Source organism: Serratia sp. JSRIV004, from assembly GCF_019968705.1.
GTDB lineage: Bacteria > Pseudomonadota > Gammaproteobacteria > Enterobacterales > Enterobacteriaceae > Chania > Chania fonticola_B.
Map to the genome: position 1 here is coordinate 3,527,181 of NZ_CP074140.1, position 16,057 is coordinate 3,543,237.

A 16,057-nucleotide genomic window follows, 5' to 3' on the forward strand; every position below is an offset into this window, starting at 1 on the left:
ATGGTTTAGATTTTGGCTATCCAGCCATGGCACCGATCCCTATCCAGGTATCGGCAAAAAATGGGTTAATCAACGATGGTGATCTTGTCTTTTGCAGCGGCCACACGATCTGCAGGGGAAAGTGCATCGAACGCCGCTCGTTTCATGGTCTTCTGGCCCTGCTGGAATTGTGATGGCGGTGTGCCATTTCCATTGTGACCAGTACCCTTGAGAATGTGGTCTTTCTGCGGGTATTGTTCGACAAGGTGCTCCAGCGCCTCATCAAACTCAGCCAGTTCACCAGGCTTAGCGCGTGAAAACACTTTATTGCCTGCCGCGTCATAAGCCACAACTTTCCCATCCTCAATTTTGAAGGACTGACCAAAACGGGCTTGAACGAAATCAGCCGGGATCGCCAATTTATCAGCGATAAATTTGGAGCCATTAAAGCGCCCGCCGATCATCTCGGTGTTGAGCATATTCGACAGTTTTTCGTTTTCCTGCTTTGACTCATCGAGTTTTGTCTGGAATTCCTTGGTGATCGCCGCTTTAACCTGATCTACTTCACCTGCATCAATGAGCTTTTTCTGGTCAATTTTCAAAACGGTTTGCATCGCTTCCAACGCCTTGACTGGATCGTCAATACCCGCAAACTTTTTCAACTGGGCTTCCACAGTCTCTTTCGCTTCACGATGCGTTTTAGCCTCAGCGTTGAGAGAAGCAATTTTCCCTGTGGCCTGTGCAGCATCAAAAGGGATTTCTTTGCCGTCCGGATGGGTATAAACCGGGTGGCCGTTTTCAATCACTGCATACGTCGCGCCATTAACTTCAACGGTTTTCAATTTCATTGTGGTTCTCCAGCCTTCCGGCCATCAGTTAGGCTTCCGCCCGTTCGCCATATCGCATCCGCTAAACGGCAGGTATAAAAAAACCACCCGAAGGTGGTTGGTTATAAACCGGCGTCCAAGAACGCCTGTTCGTCAATTTCTCGCAACTGCTGTAAGGTCAGCCTTTCCCCCTTATCGCTGAAAAAATCTGCGGGGTGCATACCGCCATCTCGCAACAACCTGGCGCGAGTCTCTCCAAATACCTCAACTTGCCGCTTAAAGGGTTGCCGCAATATCCAATCACGATAATCGGTACTTGCTGGCACCTGGCCGTCCATACTGGCGCGTGTTCCCTCCGGCATGTCATCAGCATCAATACCCAAATCCTGCCACGACTTCACCACCAGGGTTTCAGTAGAACGGCAGCAGAAATGGATCCGCCCTGGCCCTGCACCGTACGGCACCTTATGTCCCATTGGCTTGTTGTCGAGCGTATAGCGCAGGCGATCCCGAATGATGCACGTTGGTGTAGTGTGATTATCGAGAGTGCTGCACCACTGCTTACAGTCAATAACATCTGAATTGGCTGTGGCGAACTCAGTACGAGCCACGGCGGCCAGATGATTAACCGCCGTTTTTATCACACTGGTTGCATTGGCCCGCCCAAACTGCAACACGCCATCCTGATAGTTACGGGAACGGGTACCACGAACACGCCGATAAATCTGGTCGACTGTTTCCCCCTGCAGGTAACCCATGCTCACTGCATTGGTTATCTTCTGCATGCGGTCAGATTCGAGCTTGCTCCCCCACTCACTTAATAAACGCCCCTGGAACGGGCGCGCCATGGTGGCCGCGTATACCTGTTGAGGCGTTATCCCCATCAGTGGCCAGCGCTGCTTTACCACATCAGGCAACAATGAATCGAACAAACTCAGTTGAAAACCAGCCTCGTGGCTGCTGAAATCGTTGAGTTCATCAGCAAGCGAAGCGTAGAGGGTTCGATAAATCTGCTGGTTGATGTCCTTCACACCACCCAGTAACGCCTCCAGGCGGCGAATGGTGAAGCTATCTGGCGGAAGGTCATCAAGGGCCATGATTAGCCGAGAAGACAATTCAGCGTCGGCCTGGTTGAGTAATTTCACCATCCGAGCAGAAACGCCAGTTGCGTATCGAGAAACAAAAAGCGTGTGAGCTACCGTTTCATCGAACAATCGCTGATTGATCGTCTCCATGATTACTCCACAAGATCAGGTGCGTTGATCAATTCATCGATGACCACTTCGGCCTTAACATCAGGGTCAATAATTCCAATCTGCTGATAAGCCCTGACAGCGTCAATCCGGCGAATATCTCCACCCTGGCGCAGTGCTTGAATTGCCAAGGCTGATTGTGGGCTAAATGTATTCCCTGCGGTTTCCAACTCAGTACGCACATCGATATTGCCGCCATCGGGAAGGCCCAGCCATTCAGCCATATATTGCAGGATGTTATCCAGAGCATCCTCTAACGAAGATGACATAGTGAACAGTGGGCTATCTTCCTGCATGGTTTCATGCTGGGTCTGATCAACCGATTTTGTTGATGTGTTTTCTTTGCGCAGGAGTTTTGCCCCGGCCATGCGCATCTGTTCAACAAGATCATCGAGTGAATCCTGGCCTGTTTTTATACTCGCCCCAGTATGCTCGGTGTATTCGACACCATGCTTAGCGCGATCTTCAAACCTCATAGCAGAAGAAGCCCCCACAGTTAGCTCTTCACCTTCTGCAAGCCCGTACACTGACAAGATCGGCACTCGGGCAACGTGCAAGATAGTGTCCTGATCGCTTTGGCTCTGCCAGTGCTTGACGTTGAGGTGCGCCAAATCAAGCATTGGCGGCTCAGCGGTCATAAATCCGGTTCGGTTGGTGTAAAACGTTATCAACGGGATCCGTTTTGCTGTTGTCTCCCATTCTTCATGTACAAACCAAACGTTATCCCCTTTTTCATCTGCCTTTTTTCGGTATATACCGCAATACCCGGGACGTAATAATCGGATCTGAGTGACTTCCTTTTCTCCCCACTCGCCATCCTCTTCAGTGATGACCTCTTTAATGCGCAGTTCTGTAAGAACCTCTGCGCCGCCTTTTTTCTCGGACTTCCAACCGATCACCTGGCGCGGGCTAATAATTACGGCGTAAGGACGCGCACCGCTGGCTTTTTCCTCGGCCACAGTTTTTGCCCCTTGGGTCTTCGGGTAATCCACCAGCGCGTGGATCAATCCGTAACGTTCCCCCAAAGCGAAAAACTGTTGAGCCCAAACGTCAAGCTGGTTACCGGCCATGTCAAAATCGTGAGCATAGGCTTTGATTGGCTCTGGTGTTTCATCACTGAGCACTGAAGGTTCGCTGAACACCCGGCCTACATGGTTGATGATGGTTTCCTTGAGCACGGGTAACAACGTTGCCACCGCCAGGCGGCATTTATGATCCTCTGCCTCCTCATTAGGCCAGCGAGGCATGTACGTTTCGCCAGCGTTCCTCATGGCTTTGGTTCCGCCCATCAAGGCATCTACCAAATCCCAATCAGCTTCCATTGCGGTAACGGCTTTGAGCGGGGTTGAAATATCGGCCATGGTTTACATCCGTAGTTTGGTAACTTTGCCTTGCGGCTTGATAATTGGGAACTGCTTGATGATGTAATATCCGCCGCCATCGTTGGCGTGGTCTTTACCAGACTTTTTATCCGGTTCGCCTGTTTTTTCATCCCAAACTTGCTGCTCCAAGCATTCGGTATAAACCGGGCAGCGTTTCACGTTAACCAAATAGCGGCGTTCGCCCTTGGAATTGCAAAACATAGCGTTTACGGAGTTGATCCGGTCTTTAACTGGTGGATTGGCATCGTTGACCACCACGTTGAAACCGGCCTGCTTAAGCTGGGCAATATCGGTCGTGCTGGCGTTGCTGGATTTACGAGAATCACCGGAAGCATCCGGATAAATATAAATTTCCCGCACCTTGCGGTAGCTGTTGCCGTCATAGAGCCAAAAGCGCTCTTTGATGATGCGAATTATGTCGGGGGTGTCATAGGCGTTGATGATTTCCGTTACGGCTCGTGGCAGGCCATCACGCAGAACGTGGACGATACCGACCATCTTTCCAACGTTGAAATCCATCCCGATGTAGAGTGGTTCACCTGGCTGCTCCTCATCGCTACAGTCGTTTTTCTTGCGATCAAACTGATGGTAAATCGTGCCGCTCGTCAGGTTAGTAAACCGGCCACGAAGGTATGCTGTGATTAATGGCCCTGGGTATGAGGCAAGCAGCGACGGGATATAGTCAGCAGGCAGATTTTTTTCATTATCGTAGGTGCTGGCATGAATAAGGCCATAGAGCGTAGCCAGCTCGGGCTTATCCCGCACCTCTTTAACGAATTGCTGCCAAACAAACTTGAAACCCTCTGGCGTGGTGGTTACCGAAATCCCGTTGAGTAACCCGTCCACATTGTAACGCATACGCGCAATGATCTTCCGCCATGCCACCGTGGCCTTTTCAGACTTCATGACGTCCATTTCATCCACCAGCGCATTACCAATCTTGAAACCGACAATCGTTGAGGGCTTTTCCATAGAGCGGCATATGGTAGTGCCTCGATATTGGCGCCCCGAATAAAAATGCACCTCTTTGTTGCTCTCGTTGAGGCGTAATTTCAAACCCCAGTCAAAAGCCACCTCCTCAATCGTCGGGTAAAAAATATCCCGGATCTGAGGATATGTAGGGGCGAAATACCCCTGGTTAATTTTGGGGTGCTCCCAGAAGTGTTTGCATATCGCAGCACAACCGGCCCACGTCTTGCCGCTGCCAAAACCAGCCACATAAGCCTTGAATTTATGCGGCATAGTCAAAAAGCGAGCCTGAGGAATATTAAGCGTCGGGTTCATCAGTATCACCTCGCGCATCCACTACATTGATGTTTATCACCACTGGTAGCGGTTCGTCGTCACCATCACCAACTTCAGCGGCAAGCCTAGCGTTAACCAGGCGTTGATTTTCTATCTGCAATTCCTGTAGTTGACGATCTCTATCAGTAACCGCCAGTAGTTTTAATAAATCGCGCCTGGCCGCTGCTTTATCTTCCGTTAGTACCTGAATACCCGTCAGCGTCTGTTTGATGCCGGTGTAGAGGTAATGCACATCGGTGCCTATCAAGCCCCTTGTGTCGGCGATATGCACATGTCCTTTTCCTTCGCCTTCACATTTAGGGCAATCAGGATTGGGATCGTCGTTCTCAATAAAACCCACTCCGCCGTATTCAGGCTCTGGCTTACTATCCTTTGCTGCTTTTTCCGCTGCCTGATCGAATTCCCCAATATCCCGCCACTGATAGAGATGTTTTTCACCCCAGCAGTAACGACAGTTAACTCGGCGAAATTGTGATAGTTCATTCGGATCAGCTTTTGTGATGGCAACCAACTGGTGAACGATTTCATCAAGTTCGGCGGTGTAACGTTTCTGGCGACGCTCCAGACCATCCCGGATAGCCCTGTAAACCGATACATTCCGGTACAGACGACGTGCTGCTGCCTTACCTGTCTCACCTTCGCACTTGTAGCCTGCATTGCGATAAGCGATGTACTTATCACCGGTAGCAAGAAACACAGATACGAAATGAGCCTGTTGGTCGTTAATACCATAATCACTTGGATCGAAGATAAATTCTGAGGGATCGCTTTCTATCTCAATCCTCGGTTTTTTAATCGAAGGTGTGGTTTTTTTTTCGGCTGACTTTCCTTTGCCAGATTGCGCAGTTTTCTTCTGCGCAGTGCGCAATTCCTTTTGCGCAGTATTGTGCGCATCAGACTGCGCATCTTTAGAGGGATACTTGATATAGCGGCGAGCAGTCGCATAGTTCAGCCCTTTGGCTTTACACCATGCTGCCGGTGATATACCGGACCGGGCATAATCAGCCAGGTACTGTTTTTGCAGCGCCCCCCAGCCCGGTGGTTTGCTCATACGGATTACTCGTCTTTACTGCTGCCCTGAACATTGCGCAGTATTGCTATTGCGCTGCTGTCTCCATTACGTGCTTTCCGGTAAATGGCGTTGTGAAGGTCTGCGGCTCCTTTGGAGCTGCCCTTGCGGATTGCTTCACGAAACCTCGCTATCAACTTGCGGTCCTTTTTTAATTCCACCAAGTCAATATCCATCACATCAGCAATTTGCTGCTCCGTCAGTCGCCTGGCTGCCAGTGCCTCTACTTTGTCGTAAAGGATCATAGGGGCACCCCGACTTTATTGGTGGGTTTCCTGTATCGTTCGTGCAGGATTTTTACTGCGGCATTATTCCAAGAAACCTTGTGGTGAATGCGCTTGTGAGTGGCACCCATCAGTGAAATTTTCACGCATGACGGTGAGAACATCACAGAGTAAAAACTTTTTAAGTACGTTCCTGAATCCAGGTATAGCTCTGTCATGCCGCCTGAGTTGGTTTGCGTCTGCTTCTGCAACAGTTGGACCGCACCAACCGTCATGAACAGTTCGCCGCGGCGGCCAAGGTTCGTATACGTATTCACGTCTTCGTTCACTCGCCCCATAAAGGCAAATGGCCGATCCGTAGAGCAGATGAAACTGTTCATCGCTTTGCGTTTGAGCCAGGCCGCGTTTTTATCGCCACCACTACCAAGGAAGTCGCCGCCTTGGGCCATAGCTATCGACGCTGCGGGGATCGACTCGTAGTAAGCCAACATTTCGCACAGGATGGCGTCAAGATCCTGAATGAGCGTATAACCTGCCTCCAAGTTTTTACCTACGCGAAATTGAAAAGCGGTGTAATCATCGTCCAGTTGAATGAAATATTTGCACCCCACCTTTTTGGCGAGGTCAAAGCAAGCGTTGCGGGCGTAGAAGATAGAGCGGCGATCACCAAAATTGTCAGCCTCATCGAACCGACTGGCAATATCCGGTTTTGAGAAAATCAGCACATTGTTGCCGAATTGCTCGATATACTGCTGGCGGGTTTTATCTTCATCATCGATAACGATATAAATCTTTCCGGTATATCCTGATTTTCTCAGGTGCCGGTAAGTGTAAATTTTATCGGGTCGCCCATGAGTTAGGATGAAAGCGCAGAAATCATCACGCATCGCCGTTCTCCTCATCACCGTACACGATATCAACCATGTTTTTGGTCATGTGGACGAAACCGTTCTCGATGGCCTGCCCGTAATCGATGATCACCAAGGCGGATTCTTCAAACAGTGCCTGGATCTCCGCCGGTGCATTGGCGTAATAATCAGCAATTTTGTTGAAGTTGAAAACAGTGTGGCGTTCTGCAGCGCTCATCAAAAATGCGGCGACCTCTTTGGGAAGGTTCGCTGCCTTGATATTCTTCAGCAGGCTTCGCGCTTTTGTCTCATCGTACAGCTCGGAAATGGCCGGCGTAACTTCAGAGGGCTGATATACCGGCGTGTCGATTTTTGCTGTATACGGATCTTCATCCGTTACCTGTGGCAGCTCATCTGCAAACAATGCCTCCAGTTCCGCCTCGTCAAAACCAGTTAACGATACGGCGAAATCAGCATCCAGCAGATCAGCCAGCTCCAGGCGAAGCATACCCTCGTCCCAACCAGCACTAAGCGGCAATTTGTTATCAGCGATGCGGTAGGCTTTTTTCTGTTGCTCGCTCAATCCCACTAAAACTATGCACGGCACCTCATCGAAAACCAGCACTTCGGCTGCCATTACGCGACCGTGACCAGCGATTATTTCTCCTTTCTCATCGATCAGCACTGGGTTTGTCCAACCAAACTCCTCAATGCTGTCTGCTATTTTTCGCACCTGTTCATCAGTGTGCGTCCGGGCATTTCTTGCGTAAACAATCAACGAACTGAGCGATCGGTAAACAATCGTCAGCGCTGAACGATCTTTTCCTTTGGTCATGTGGGCTGATCCAATATGATGACCACGCTTGTACAAGCAAGTGGGCCTTGGTTCGTACTCATCATGACTGTCTGTGGGTATGAATGGTTGCCGGTAGCTCCAACTACCGGTGGCCGCCCACCTTCCTATAGAATTTCCTGCTGACATTTGGAATACAAGCTCGGGAAAACCGCTAACCGCCATCTGCGAATACAGATCGTTTATGCTGATTTTCTTTGTGGCCAACGCAAAAATTCAGAACAAAATAAAAACCACCCGCTGATAACGGTCAGGGTGACCAGGCAGGATCCGCCGGTGATTTTGCTTGCGCATTTTCGATGGCCCTCGCAAAGGCCACCTGTAATGCTACTTTTACGAGTTATCACGTTGCCAGTTAATTAGCCCCTCAATCCGAGAGGCGCACAAGTCCAGCTCGCTCTGCGCCACCTGCAGTGCAATGACGGCATCGCCAAACGTGGTACCGGTGAACGGGGTTTTCTCGCACAGCTGCGTATACACCGCTGGCGGATACACGTAGATAAACTGCGGGGACGGTGCGGGTTTAGGCTTTTCAGCGCAGGATGTCGATAGCAGGATCAGGCAAGCGCTGATTGCTACAGTCGCTATGCTCCAGCGCTTCGCGTAACGTTCTGTTTTCAGCATCGGCTTTTGCCCTCTTCTGCTGTTCGATCAGCAACTGTTGCTCAGTAGCGCGCTGGTCAGCGTCAGCGGCACCTTTTAGCGCACTGATCGTTTCATCGCGACCTTCCACCATGCCTATCAGCGCTTTATTGTCCTTTTCCGCTGCTTCCAAATCGTCTGATAGTGAGGATGCATACCAGCCCAGAAAGATAGCCAACAGCAACACACCTATCGTTCCGAACTTATCCATCATTGCTTCCAACGTGACGGGCCGGTGCGAACGTCAATATGGGTAAACGTGGCATAGCGCCCCACACCGTAGCGGCCCTGATACCTGCCTTCAAAATACGCGGCCACTGCGGCTGGCTGAACGCCTTTTACCTGAATGTCGGCGGCGGTACCCAGCAGATGCTGGCTGGACTTTGCCCCGCCAACTTTTGCATTATGTGCCGGGCAACGACGACCACTGACGATGGTGATGGGCACAGCAAAGTGTGTGCGGGCGTCTTCCAGAACCTTGATCAGTTCCGCCGATACCTGGTTAGCACCGCAGCCGCAACGGCATGCAAATTCGTTACTGCTGAAATGCTCTGATAATTTAGAGTTACTGGTCATTTTTCCTGTCCTTTTCATCCAGCGGTGTATTGGTCTTCATGCTGGCAAATATGCGGAGGATAGAGATGCATCTCTCTACCCCCATGCCACCAATGACCACACCGACGATCAGTGCGTTGTCCTGACTCATGCCAAACAGCTCGAGGGAATTGATAACGCCTAGCGTTATTAACAAACAGATAAGGCCCGCATACAGCGCGTCAAGCCACGATTTACCATCACGCAGCGTTAATAGCGTCGCCATGCCGAATGCGGCAAAAGAGCCGTATACCGCAGGGGCGTTAAATTTGATCCACATAAGAAACGCCTCGACAAAGCCGGGCGGCAGGTTGTTATTGTCCATTACCAGTGCTCCGGCGTAAGGAATAAAAAAGGCCACGCATGAGCGCAGCCTGTATGGTTTTAGGATATTTCTTTTTTACTTTTAGCTAGTTAATTACAATCAATCAGCTACGCTTATAATATCGGTAGCATGCCGATGTAGAATAATTACATGCTTTTTGAACGCCCTGCCCTGCCTCTCCTACCCGTGCAGGGCTTTTTTTTATCTCAAAAAGCAAGAAGCCCCAGCGGTTAGGCTAGGGCTTGAATGGGTGCAGGTCTTTCCCTGCCGTCACTTCACATCGAGGGGCACATTCACAAACCCGACAAAGGGATCGACTGTGCGTGTCAAAAAATAAATGCGCCCCTCTGTTGCGCCAGAATAAGCGGTTGAACACTCACCGCTAAGATGACCCGACATCATTCCTTTTACAAGCCAGCAAGTGCTCATTCGATTGTTCTGGAGCGGTCAGCGGGGATCGAACCCGCGTCATCAGCTTGGAAGGCTGAGGTAATAGCCATTATACGATGACCGCTTTGGTGGCCCTTGCTGGACTTGAACCAGCGACCAATCAGTTATGAGCCGACTGCTCTAACCAACTGAGCTAAAGGGCCGAAGCGCGAATACTAATGCAGTGAGGATAACCGCACAATACCCATTGATATCTCTTTACAATTCACGATATTTCTCTGCTTCGAATTTCTCGCTCAACTCCAAGCTGTTTGGCAGTAATGCCCAGGCGACATAGAAACTGTGCGGAGTCATTTCGGCCCCTGGCCAATCGTAAATGCCGATGTAACAATCATCACCATCGCGATCAACTCGGATTTCGCCGATGTGCCAACCGTCGCAGGGGTTAATAACGATTACCTCCCTCTCATCAAGATCCTCGGTTGGCTTTTCGCTGGCGGGTCTAAATGTGAGTTGTTCGATAATATGCTGTGACATTGGTTGTCTCCAGAAACGCAAAAACCCGCACTATTGGCGGGTTTCTTTTGGATTTGTCGCTGCGGATATAACTTCGCGAAGCATATACATATTTAATCGATTTCCGCGCAAAGTCAACGCTTATATCGGTCTGCATCGAAATTAAATGCATCGCTCATCGGCAGGTACATCATGAACTCTGCCGTTTTTAGCCAGACGTCGATCCGCGTCTCACACGTCCGCATGCACCAGTCTGAGCGTATATCGTGAAGGTCGGCGGCCATGGCCTTCTTGCTTTTCCCCTTGCCGGTATAGCGTTCGTGTATGACGTGCATCAGCCCTGGGTGCGCCAGCAGCGTCTTGCCGATAACACCGTCTATCGTGGCCGCCTCCTGGTCGGTGCAGAATGCCAGGCTGCTTTTCTGCTTCTCCTCCAGTAGGTCGAGCAGATACGCGTGCATCTCCCCTTCTTCCATCCCGGCCAGCTTGAGCTCCCGCAGCACCTTGGCTATTGCGGTTTTTGTCACCGCATTGCTGGCCAACAGCATGTTGAACATGTTCCCGGCGCTGCCGAACTTGGCCATGCCCGACCACCGGCCCCACATTTTCAGCTTACCCTGGATAAACACACGTTCCAGCGCACGCAAGTGCAGCTCTTTGCCGTCGCCCCGGCCTTTGTACTCGGGATAAATCATAATCTTCCTTCCTTTCTCAGAATTGCTTGCGTGCGAAATACGCCCTCAGCGTGGTACAGACGCAGGGTTTCACGGTCAAATTCGGTTTTAATGCGGCCATCGATCGCATCGTGGCAACTGCTACAGGACCACGCGCCTTGGGCATCATCGGGTTTTATGCCAGTGCCGCAGGTTCCGGCCATGCGGTAATGCGCAAGCACGGTGGTATAAGGATTGAAATTACAGACGCCAGGAATGCGGATCTGGCAGTCGCGTCCTTTGGCCTCCTTTTTAAGATTCACAGATCGAGACATTGTTGTCCCCCTCCGTGCTCTACTCGCAAGCGTTTTTGATACTCGTTTGAAAAACTCGTCCAATGGGCACTACGTACGGTTTTCGCTTGCGCTGGTGAAAAAATAAGACGGCGGTTATGCTGCGGATATGGGGGTAAAACTGTGATGCAGATAGGGCAATAATCTATCGTTTCCGTTATGCATCCATGCCTGCGACGGCAGATATGCATTTTTCCATGCGGTGCGGCACAACCGCTGCATATCGGCGCATCACACGTATACGGATGCAAGGGATCGATAAACTCCAGTCCATTTTCAACTTTAGGGGGATAGCCAAGGTGACCATCGCATAGCAGGGTTGCCGGTGCACCACAGAACATGCAGACTTCTTTTTTCATGGCGCTACCCCTACCAATTTTATTGCTGCTCGCCGGATCTGCGTAAGGAGCATTTGCCCTACCGCTTCCAACTCTTCACGGCTGATGTAGCTGATCGCAGGGCCTGTCCACGATTTGTCGAATACCGCGATCGCCATACCAAAACCGGCAGAAGACTCAGATGGCTCGCCTTCAGCAGGGGTATACCAATCCGGCAGGTCAAAGCTGATGCGACCACGGACGAAGGCAATATGATCGGCGTTCTCCGGCCACCAGCTTTCACTCGTTGCAGACTTGATGAAAAACACGTAACGCCCACCCAGTTCTCGCATCGCTGCGGTGTGCTGCATAATGGGGACCATTCCAGTTATATAGTGACCGTCGAATTCCCGGGCGCGGCTGTATGGGGGGTTCGCGAAAGCAGCGCCGCCTAAAGTTGCCAGGCGTGCAGACCAATCCTGCGCCAGTGCGTTATCTTCAGCGATATAGTAATTTTCACATTTCGCGTTATGGTCGTCGGCAAAGAGATCCAGAGTAAACGGCCCGAATTTTGCGTTAATACCCCACCAGAGTGGGTCCGGGGTACACCATTGGTCGCCAACCTCTTTCAATTTGTGAGAACGACGGCTTCGCAGTTCGGCCAATGCCTGGCAATAAGGGTTTTGGTTCACGCTGCATACTCCAAAAGCTGAGCCGCAACATTTTCGACTTCTTCCTGAGATTTGAACGACCTGAATAGAATGAAATTCCAGAGCACATTCATCGCGGACTTATAGAGTTGGTGGAATTCGATGTCGTCCATATTGGCAAACGAGATCGATTTTGCGCGGCGATTGCGACTGCCGTCAGGATAGAGGTGCTCAGTGTAATAGCCCGCCTGGATGGTAACCCACTCGCGGTATGCATCGAACGATTTCAGGAGGGCTAAGTCACCAGAGCGTGTGTATGCAGCTTCTTCTAGGTACTGATCCGCAGCATCTGCAAGTGCAACGCTATGCTGCTGTCCAACCTGCCGGCAGAGATAATCCACAAACCCGTTAACTAGATGGCGTTCCTCCGGAAGGATCGCACCACCAGTTGGATTCCAGTATTCAAAACCGAGCTGTAATAGCTTGAAGAATTTCTTATGAAACTTGTAGTTACGAACACGTTTAACCTCGGCGTTAATCCACTCACCGAGTCTAATACGCTGCAAAAAATCGCTGCCCTCGGGTGTCACCGTGGTCAGGAGTGTAGGGCTAACTTTTGCAAAAGGAATAATCTGTGCCATCGGTTCTCTCCGGTGACACAGTGGTTTCTCAGTAGGCTGTTCAGGCCTGTCTATAGATTATAGCGGATTATCGACATCATCAACAGTCGGTAATCCTGCCATTTTTCGCGCTTCAGTCATTTGCGCCAAACTGGTTACAAACTCATCAGGACGCAAGACAAATCCATAAACAAAATCGCCGTATTCGTTCCTGTAAAGCACAATTGGCCTTGTGCTGTTACTTAGGCCACGAATTAAGTGGTCGGGTATGATCATCACTTTCTCCAGCATCTTCGAGGGGATCCATTTCTTTCCTTCCCGCGTCCCGTTAGTAAAACTAATGCACAGCTAATCTCAAACAACAGAGAGTTAATTTGCATTAATGATGCACAAAAATACTGTACATAAATACAGTATAATTCTCCAGTATCGATTGTGTTTTTTTTAAGCAAAACGCTAAATTTATATAGTTTTTTTTACACTTTATGGAAATGGAAATACAAATAATGAGGTGATTCCTGCGAGGGGTAATGCTGAATTAGAGAGATGAATGGGTGCTTGAGAGCCTTTGCCCAACAACAAAGAGTGGCGGGGATCGCTCCCCGCCGTAGCTCTTACTTGGTTTCGTAAGCCATGTGAGCCACAATCTCCGTTCCGCCGCTTCGGAAGCTAACCTCGCAGAGATTGTTTTTGTTGAGCAGTAATACCCCTAGCAGGGTAATGCTGACAACGATCAGCGCCATAAGCGCTAGTTTTCGTGGCTCCATAGCCTTCTTCTCCTTGCCTTTCGGCATGTAAGAGGCTACCTTTATGTTGTTGACGCATAGAGGGCCTCAAGTTGATGTTAAAGTCACTTGGGGCTTTTCTCTTTCTGCCTCGTGTATGCCTAAGACAGAAAGTCTCAAGCACCCGGCAGCACTATAGCACAATCAATTATTTCTCCATACCGGATCGCAGCTCAACACAGCCTGCGGCCTGCGCTCCTTGAGTCTACCCAGCATCACCTCGCACTCTTGCTCAGTTTGATAAATGCGCTCAGATACCGGCGCTGAGTTACAGTAATCAGAAGTGCAGGAAACAACCAAAAGCACAAAGCCGATTAACATTTGGCACCTCTCACATCTTCACCATGCAGCATACCAACGCAATATTTCTCGCAGAGTCGCTGAGCACAATCCCGTGCATCTTCGCGCTCTGAGAAATCCCCCACGCAGACCTGCAAACCGTTTTCTATCCGGTATACGCTGAAAAATGCAGGGTCATTGTCATCCTGTTCGATGTGGCCCCAAACATCCTCAGTGACGCCGTACATGGTGATAGCAGTGACGGTGTGTTCGGGCTTAATCTCGATATCGTATTCGTCAAATAGCTTTTGCATGGCAATCCTCAATCACAACTTTGTATTTAGCCATATCACTCCCCGAGCCTGGCCTGATGATGGCAGTAGTGATCGCCATCTGGTCGACACGTTAAATCCAGCAGACTATTGCAACGCGGGCAGTTGTATCGAATTTGAACTCCTGCACCATTGAGAACCTCAATCACTTTATCGAGGTACGCTTGTTTAGCTTCCCCTTCCGCGAGCGGCAACTTGATAGGCTGCTGTAGTCGCTGCTCTGCTGCCTCTGCGCGTTGAATGAGTGCGTTTACGTACCCTTGTGAGTAGAGTGCGATATCTTGCCCACAGCCGTGGGGAATGGACCACAGAGCGGCATAGGTATCACCATCAGGGCCTTGCATAGACTCCAGTTCTTCGCGGTCTGTGTATGCGATAGGCTGGCTAAGTGCATCGTTGTTGCTCATTGTCTGGATCCCTTCTCAATTTTCCGGATAGCCCCCTGTAACATGACCTTGGCATATAGCGCCGGAGCAAGAGCCTTGGGAGCATCACCACCACCAGATAAAACGAACATCGCTTTTGTATGTGACGGAGCAGCCATCAGGTTGGCGATCTGGTTGTTGTTCTTGTCGTTATCCAAATGAATTACTGTATAACCCGGTTTGAGTGGTCCGTTCACACACTCCCAAACATAGATATCCAACCGTATAGGCTTACCTTTGATATAAACTTTTTGGTAATCCCCTCGACCAGAAAGTCGATATTTCCCCCACCCTTTCCCTCGCATGAAACATCTAACAGCGTCCACAGTCTTATTGGTTTTGAAACGATTATTAAACATCTCTGTAAGAACTGGGTAAGTATTATCTTTGTTCACAAATAGAAATGTTAACTGTTCATCCGTATAGGTAGGTTCTTTTATTATATGTTTATCCATTCCGCGACTGCGCAGAATCTCCCTAATCGAACCAAAACTTTTGTTTGTACCAAACCTATGATTAAAAATCTCTGTTATTTCTCTACATGTCATGCCGTGACAATGTGCTTCGAGAAATAATACTTGCTCTTTCGGATATGGTTTGCTCATTTCTCAATCCCCATTACTTTAGGAACATTGCCTGCGTAACCGTCATAAACAGCTTTCTGCGCATCAAGCGCTATCCGGTAGGTGTTCACCATCGTGCCGCAGATCTCCACTACCGCTTTTGCCCTAGCCAGCTCTTCCTGTAAAACCTCACCTTTGATATTCGGATCCGTAACAGTTTCCAACATGGCGAATTGATGGTTCATCAAATCTTGAATTGTATTTTTCATTGTTTATCTACCTTCCCACGTAGCTCATAGGCGTGTGAATATTAATTAAGGTTTACTTATTCTTGGCTAAAGGCACAGCAAGGTCTACAGTCCAAGAAATGATTGCCACCTCGTTGTTAGTCTTTGGCTCACCAAACACGTAGTATTTGCTTCCTGGGCGGCCCATAACTGGGTCGAGGAAAACTGGCTCTTCACCTTCAACCAAAACAGCAATAACCTGATGTAAACCACCGACAATATTCAAGGATGCAACAGATAGAAAATAAATAAATCCATTGCGCAGAGTTCCTTGTTTCGGATGTCCATAAAAGTATGGAATACCGTAGTGATCTAACGCATCGTCGAGCCACTTTCCCTTTGACTGGAATTTTTCATGCCAAAGGTCGACAACTTCATCCACCGGCCTAGACGCGACCATCGCAATGCAAGCTGACATGCATGTGTTGAAGGTTGGTTGTTGTTGATGTTCGATCATGCTGCCTGCTCCTCTAATGGCGTTTTTCAGGATTATTTCGTCCATAGCACCGCTACTATTGCGATCAGCAATATCCAAAACATGCCGCTGGCGATGCATATCATTTTCCAGGGATTTCGTAACATCCAT

Annotated in this window: 24 protein-coding genes, 2 tRNA genes and 1 pseudogene; all 27 read right to left on the reverse strand. The window is 49.6% G+C overall.

Annotated features, from left to right (window positions below; all coding sequences use genetic code 11):
• Positions 1-65: 65 nt before the first annotated feature.
• The 27 genes and pseudogenes from KGP21_RS16815 to KGP21_RS16945 all read right to left on the reverse strand — a co-directional run bounded on the left by KGP21_RS16815 (position 66) and on the right by KGP21_RS16945 (position 16,057).
• Complete coding sequence (locus KGP21_RS16815; protein WP_223535763.1) at positions 66-827, reverse strand: DUF6651 domain-containing protein; 762 nt, start codon at positions 825-827, stop codon at positions 66-68.
• Between the two features lie 101 nt (positions 828-928).
• Complete coding sequence (locus KGP21_RS16820; RefSeq protein ID WP_223535765.1) at positions 929-2,041, reverse strand: phage head morphogenesis protein; 1,113 nt, start codon at positions 2,039-2,041, stop codon at positions 929-931.
• A 2-nt stretch (positions 2,042-2,043) separates the two neighbouring features.
• The gene (locus KGP21_RS16825) at positions 2,044-3,420 is read right to left on the reverse strand and encodes a DUF4055 domain-containing protein (protein ID WP_223535767.1); all 1,377 of its coding nucleotides are present in this window, start codon (positions 3,418-3,420) and stop codon (positions 2,044-2,046) included.
• A 3-nt stretch (positions 3,421-3,423) separates the two neighbouring features.
• Positions 3,424-4,731, reverse strand: coding sequence for a terminase large subunit domain-containing protein (locus tag KGP21_RS16830; protein ID WP_223538534.1), 1,308 nt, complete (start codon positions 4,729-4,731; stop codon positions 3,424-3,426).
• Positions 4,709-5,797 (reverse strand): terminase small subunit, encoded by a 1,089-nt coding sequence (locus tag KGP21_RS16835; protein WP_223535770.1) that lies wholly within the window; start codon positions 5,795-5,797, stop codon positions 4,709-4,711. The genes KGP21_RS16830 and KGP21_RS16835 overlap by 23 nt, the downstream gene beginning before the upstream one ends.
• A gap of 5 nt (positions 5,798-5,802) precedes the next feature.
• Complete coding sequence (locus KGP21_RS16840) at positions 5,803-6,060, reverse strand: hypothetical protein (protein WP_223535773.1); 258 nt, start codon at positions 6,058-6,060, stop codon at positions 5,803-5,805.
• A pseudogene (locus KGP21_RS16845) lies at positions 5,996-6,926 on the reverse strand (hypothetical protein). Before KGP21_RS16845 ends, KGP21_RS16840 begins: the two are co-directional and overlap by 65 nt.
• Positions 6,919-7,722: a ParB/Srx family N-terminal domain-containing protein gene (locus KGP21_RS16850; protein WP_223535776.1), complete on the reverse strand. Its 804-nt coding sequence runs from the start codon at positions 7,720-7,722 to the stop codon at positions 6,919-6,921. Before KGP21_RS16850 ends, KGP21_RS16845 begins: the two are co-directional and overlap by 8 nt.
• Before the next feature lie 351 nt (positions 7,723-8,073).
• Positions 8,074-8,364, reverse strand: coding sequence for a hypothetical protein (locus KGP21_RS16855; protein ID WP_223538558.1), 291 nt, complete (start codon positions 8,362-8,364; stop codon positions 8,074-8,076).
• Positions 8,273-8,593 carry a DUF2570 family protein gene (locus KGP21_RS16860; protein ID WP_223535779.1) on the reverse strand — a complete coding sequence of 107 codons (321 nt, stop codon included), beginning with the start codon at positions 8,591-8,593 and terminating at the stop codon, positions 8,273-8,275. Before KGP21_RS16860 ends, KGP21_RS16855 begins: the two co-directional genes overlap by 92 nt.
• Positions 8,593-8,958 (reverse strand): D-Ala-D-Ala carboxypeptidase family metallohydrolase, encoded by a 366-nt coding sequence (locus tag KGP21_RS16865; RefSeq protein WP_223535782.1) that lies wholly within the window; start codon positions 8,956-8,958, stop codon positions 8,593-8,595. The genes KGP21_RS16860 and KGP21_RS16865 overlap by 1 nt, the downstream gene beginning before the upstream one ends.
• On the reverse strand, positions 8,948-9,301 hold the full coding sequence (locus tag KGP21_RS16870) for a phage holin family protein (RefSeq protein ID WP_223535785.1): 354 nt from the start codon (positions 9,299-9,301) through the stop codon (positions 8,948-8,950). The genes KGP21_RS16865 and KGP21_RS16870 overlap by 11 nt, the downstream gene beginning before the upstream one ends.
• A gap of 439 nt (positions 9,302-9,740) precedes the next feature.
• Positions 9,741-9,815 (reverse strand) — tRNA-Gly (locus KGP21_RS16875).
• Positions 9,816-9,817: 2 nt separating this feature from the next.
• Positions 9,818-9,894, reverse strand: a tRNA-Ile gene (locus KGP21_RS16880).
• Between the two features lie 55 nt (positions 9,895-9,949).
• On the reverse strand, positions 9,950-10,228 hold the full coding sequence (locus KGP21_RS16885) for a hypothetical protein (RefSeq protein ID WP_223535788.1): 279 nt from the start codon (positions 10,226-10,228) through the stop codon (positions 9,950-9,952).
• A 113-nt stretch (positions 10,229-10,341) separates the two neighbouring features.
• Positions 10,342-10,902, reverse strand: a complete 561-nt coding sequence (locus KGP21_RS16890; protein WP_223535791.1) for a DUF1133 family protein — start codon at positions 10,900-10,902, stop codon at positions 10,342-10,344.
• A complete protein-coding gene (locus tag KGP21_RS16895; RefSeq protein ID WP_223535793.1) occupies positions 10,899-11,195 on the reverse strand; it encodes a DUF1364 domain-containing protein in 297 nt (98 codons plus the stop codon). Before KGP21_RS16895 ends, KGP21_RS16890 begins: the two co-directional genes overlap by 4 nt.
• Positions 11,180-11,572 carry a hypothetical protein gene (locus tag KGP21_RS16900; RefSeq protein ID WP_223535794.1) on the reverse strand — a complete coding sequence of 131 codons (393 nt, stop codon included), beginning with the start codon at positions 11,570-11,572 and terminating at the stop codon, positions 11,180-11,182. Before KGP21_RS16900 ends, KGP21_RS16895 begins: the two co-directional genes overlap by 16 nt.
• Complete coding sequence (locus KGP21_RS16905) at positions 11,569-12,222, reverse strand: phage N-6-adenine-methyltransferase (RefSeq protein ID WP_223535796.1); 654 nt, start codon at positions 12,220-12,222, stop codon at positions 11,569-11,571. Before KGP21_RS16905 ends, KGP21_RS16900 begins: the two co-directional genes overlap by 4 nt.
• Positions 12,219-12,821 (reverse strand): DUF1367 family protein, encoded by a 603-nt coding sequence (locus KGP21_RS16910; RefSeq protein WP_223535798.1) that lies wholly within the window; start codon positions 12,819-12,821, stop codon positions 12,219-12,221. The genes KGP21_RS16905 and KGP21_RS16910 overlap by 4 nt, the downstream gene beginning before the upstream one ends.
• Positions 12,822-12,878: 57 nt before the next feature.
• Positions 12,879-13,076, reverse strand: coding sequence for a hypothetical protein (locus KGP21_RS16915; RefSeq protein WP_223499660.1), 198 nt, complete (start codon positions 13,074-13,076; stop codon positions 12,879-12,881).
• Positions 13,077-13,414: 338 nt separating this feature from the next.
• Positions 13,415-13,594, reverse strand: coding sequence for a Hok/Gef family protein (locus tag KGP21_RS16920; protein ID WP_223497880.1), 180 nt, complete (start codon positions 13,592-13,594; stop codon positions 13,415-13,417).
• A 305-nt stretch (positions 13,595-13,899) separates the two neighbouring features.
• The gene (locus KGP21_RS16925) at positions 13,900-14,178 is read right to left on the reverse strand and encodes a hypothetical protein (RefSeq protein ID WP_223535800.1); all 279 of its coding nucleotides are present in this window, start codon (positions 14,176-14,178) and stop codon (positions 13,900-13,902) included.
• 35 nt (positions 14,179-14,213) lie between these two features.
• Positions 14,214-14,603, reverse strand: a complete 390-nt coding sequence (locus KGP21_RS16930; RefSeq protein WP_223535803.1) for a hypothetical protein — start codon at positions 14,601-14,603, stop codon at positions 14,214-14,216.
• Positions 14,600-15,226 carry an HNH endonuclease gene (locus tag KGP21_RS16935; protein ID WP_223535805.1) on the reverse strand — a complete coding sequence of 209 codons (627 nt, stop codon included), beginning with the start codon at positions 15,224-15,226 and terminating at the stop codon, positions 14,600-14,602. Before KGP21_RS16935 ends, KGP21_RS16930 begins: the two co-directional genes overlap by 4 nt.
• A complete protein-coding gene (locus KGP21_RS16940; protein ID WP_179252718.1) occupies positions 15,223-15,453 on the reverse strand; it encodes a hypothetical protein in 231 nt (76 codons plus the stop codon). Before KGP21_RS16940 ends, KGP21_RS16935 begins: the two co-directional genes overlap by 4 nt.
• A gap of 52 nt (positions 15,454-15,505) precedes the next feature.
• A complete protein-coding gene (locus KGP21_RS16945) occupies positions 15,506-16,057 on the reverse strand; it encodes a hypothetical protein (protein WP_223535806.1) in 552 nt (183 codons plus the stop codon).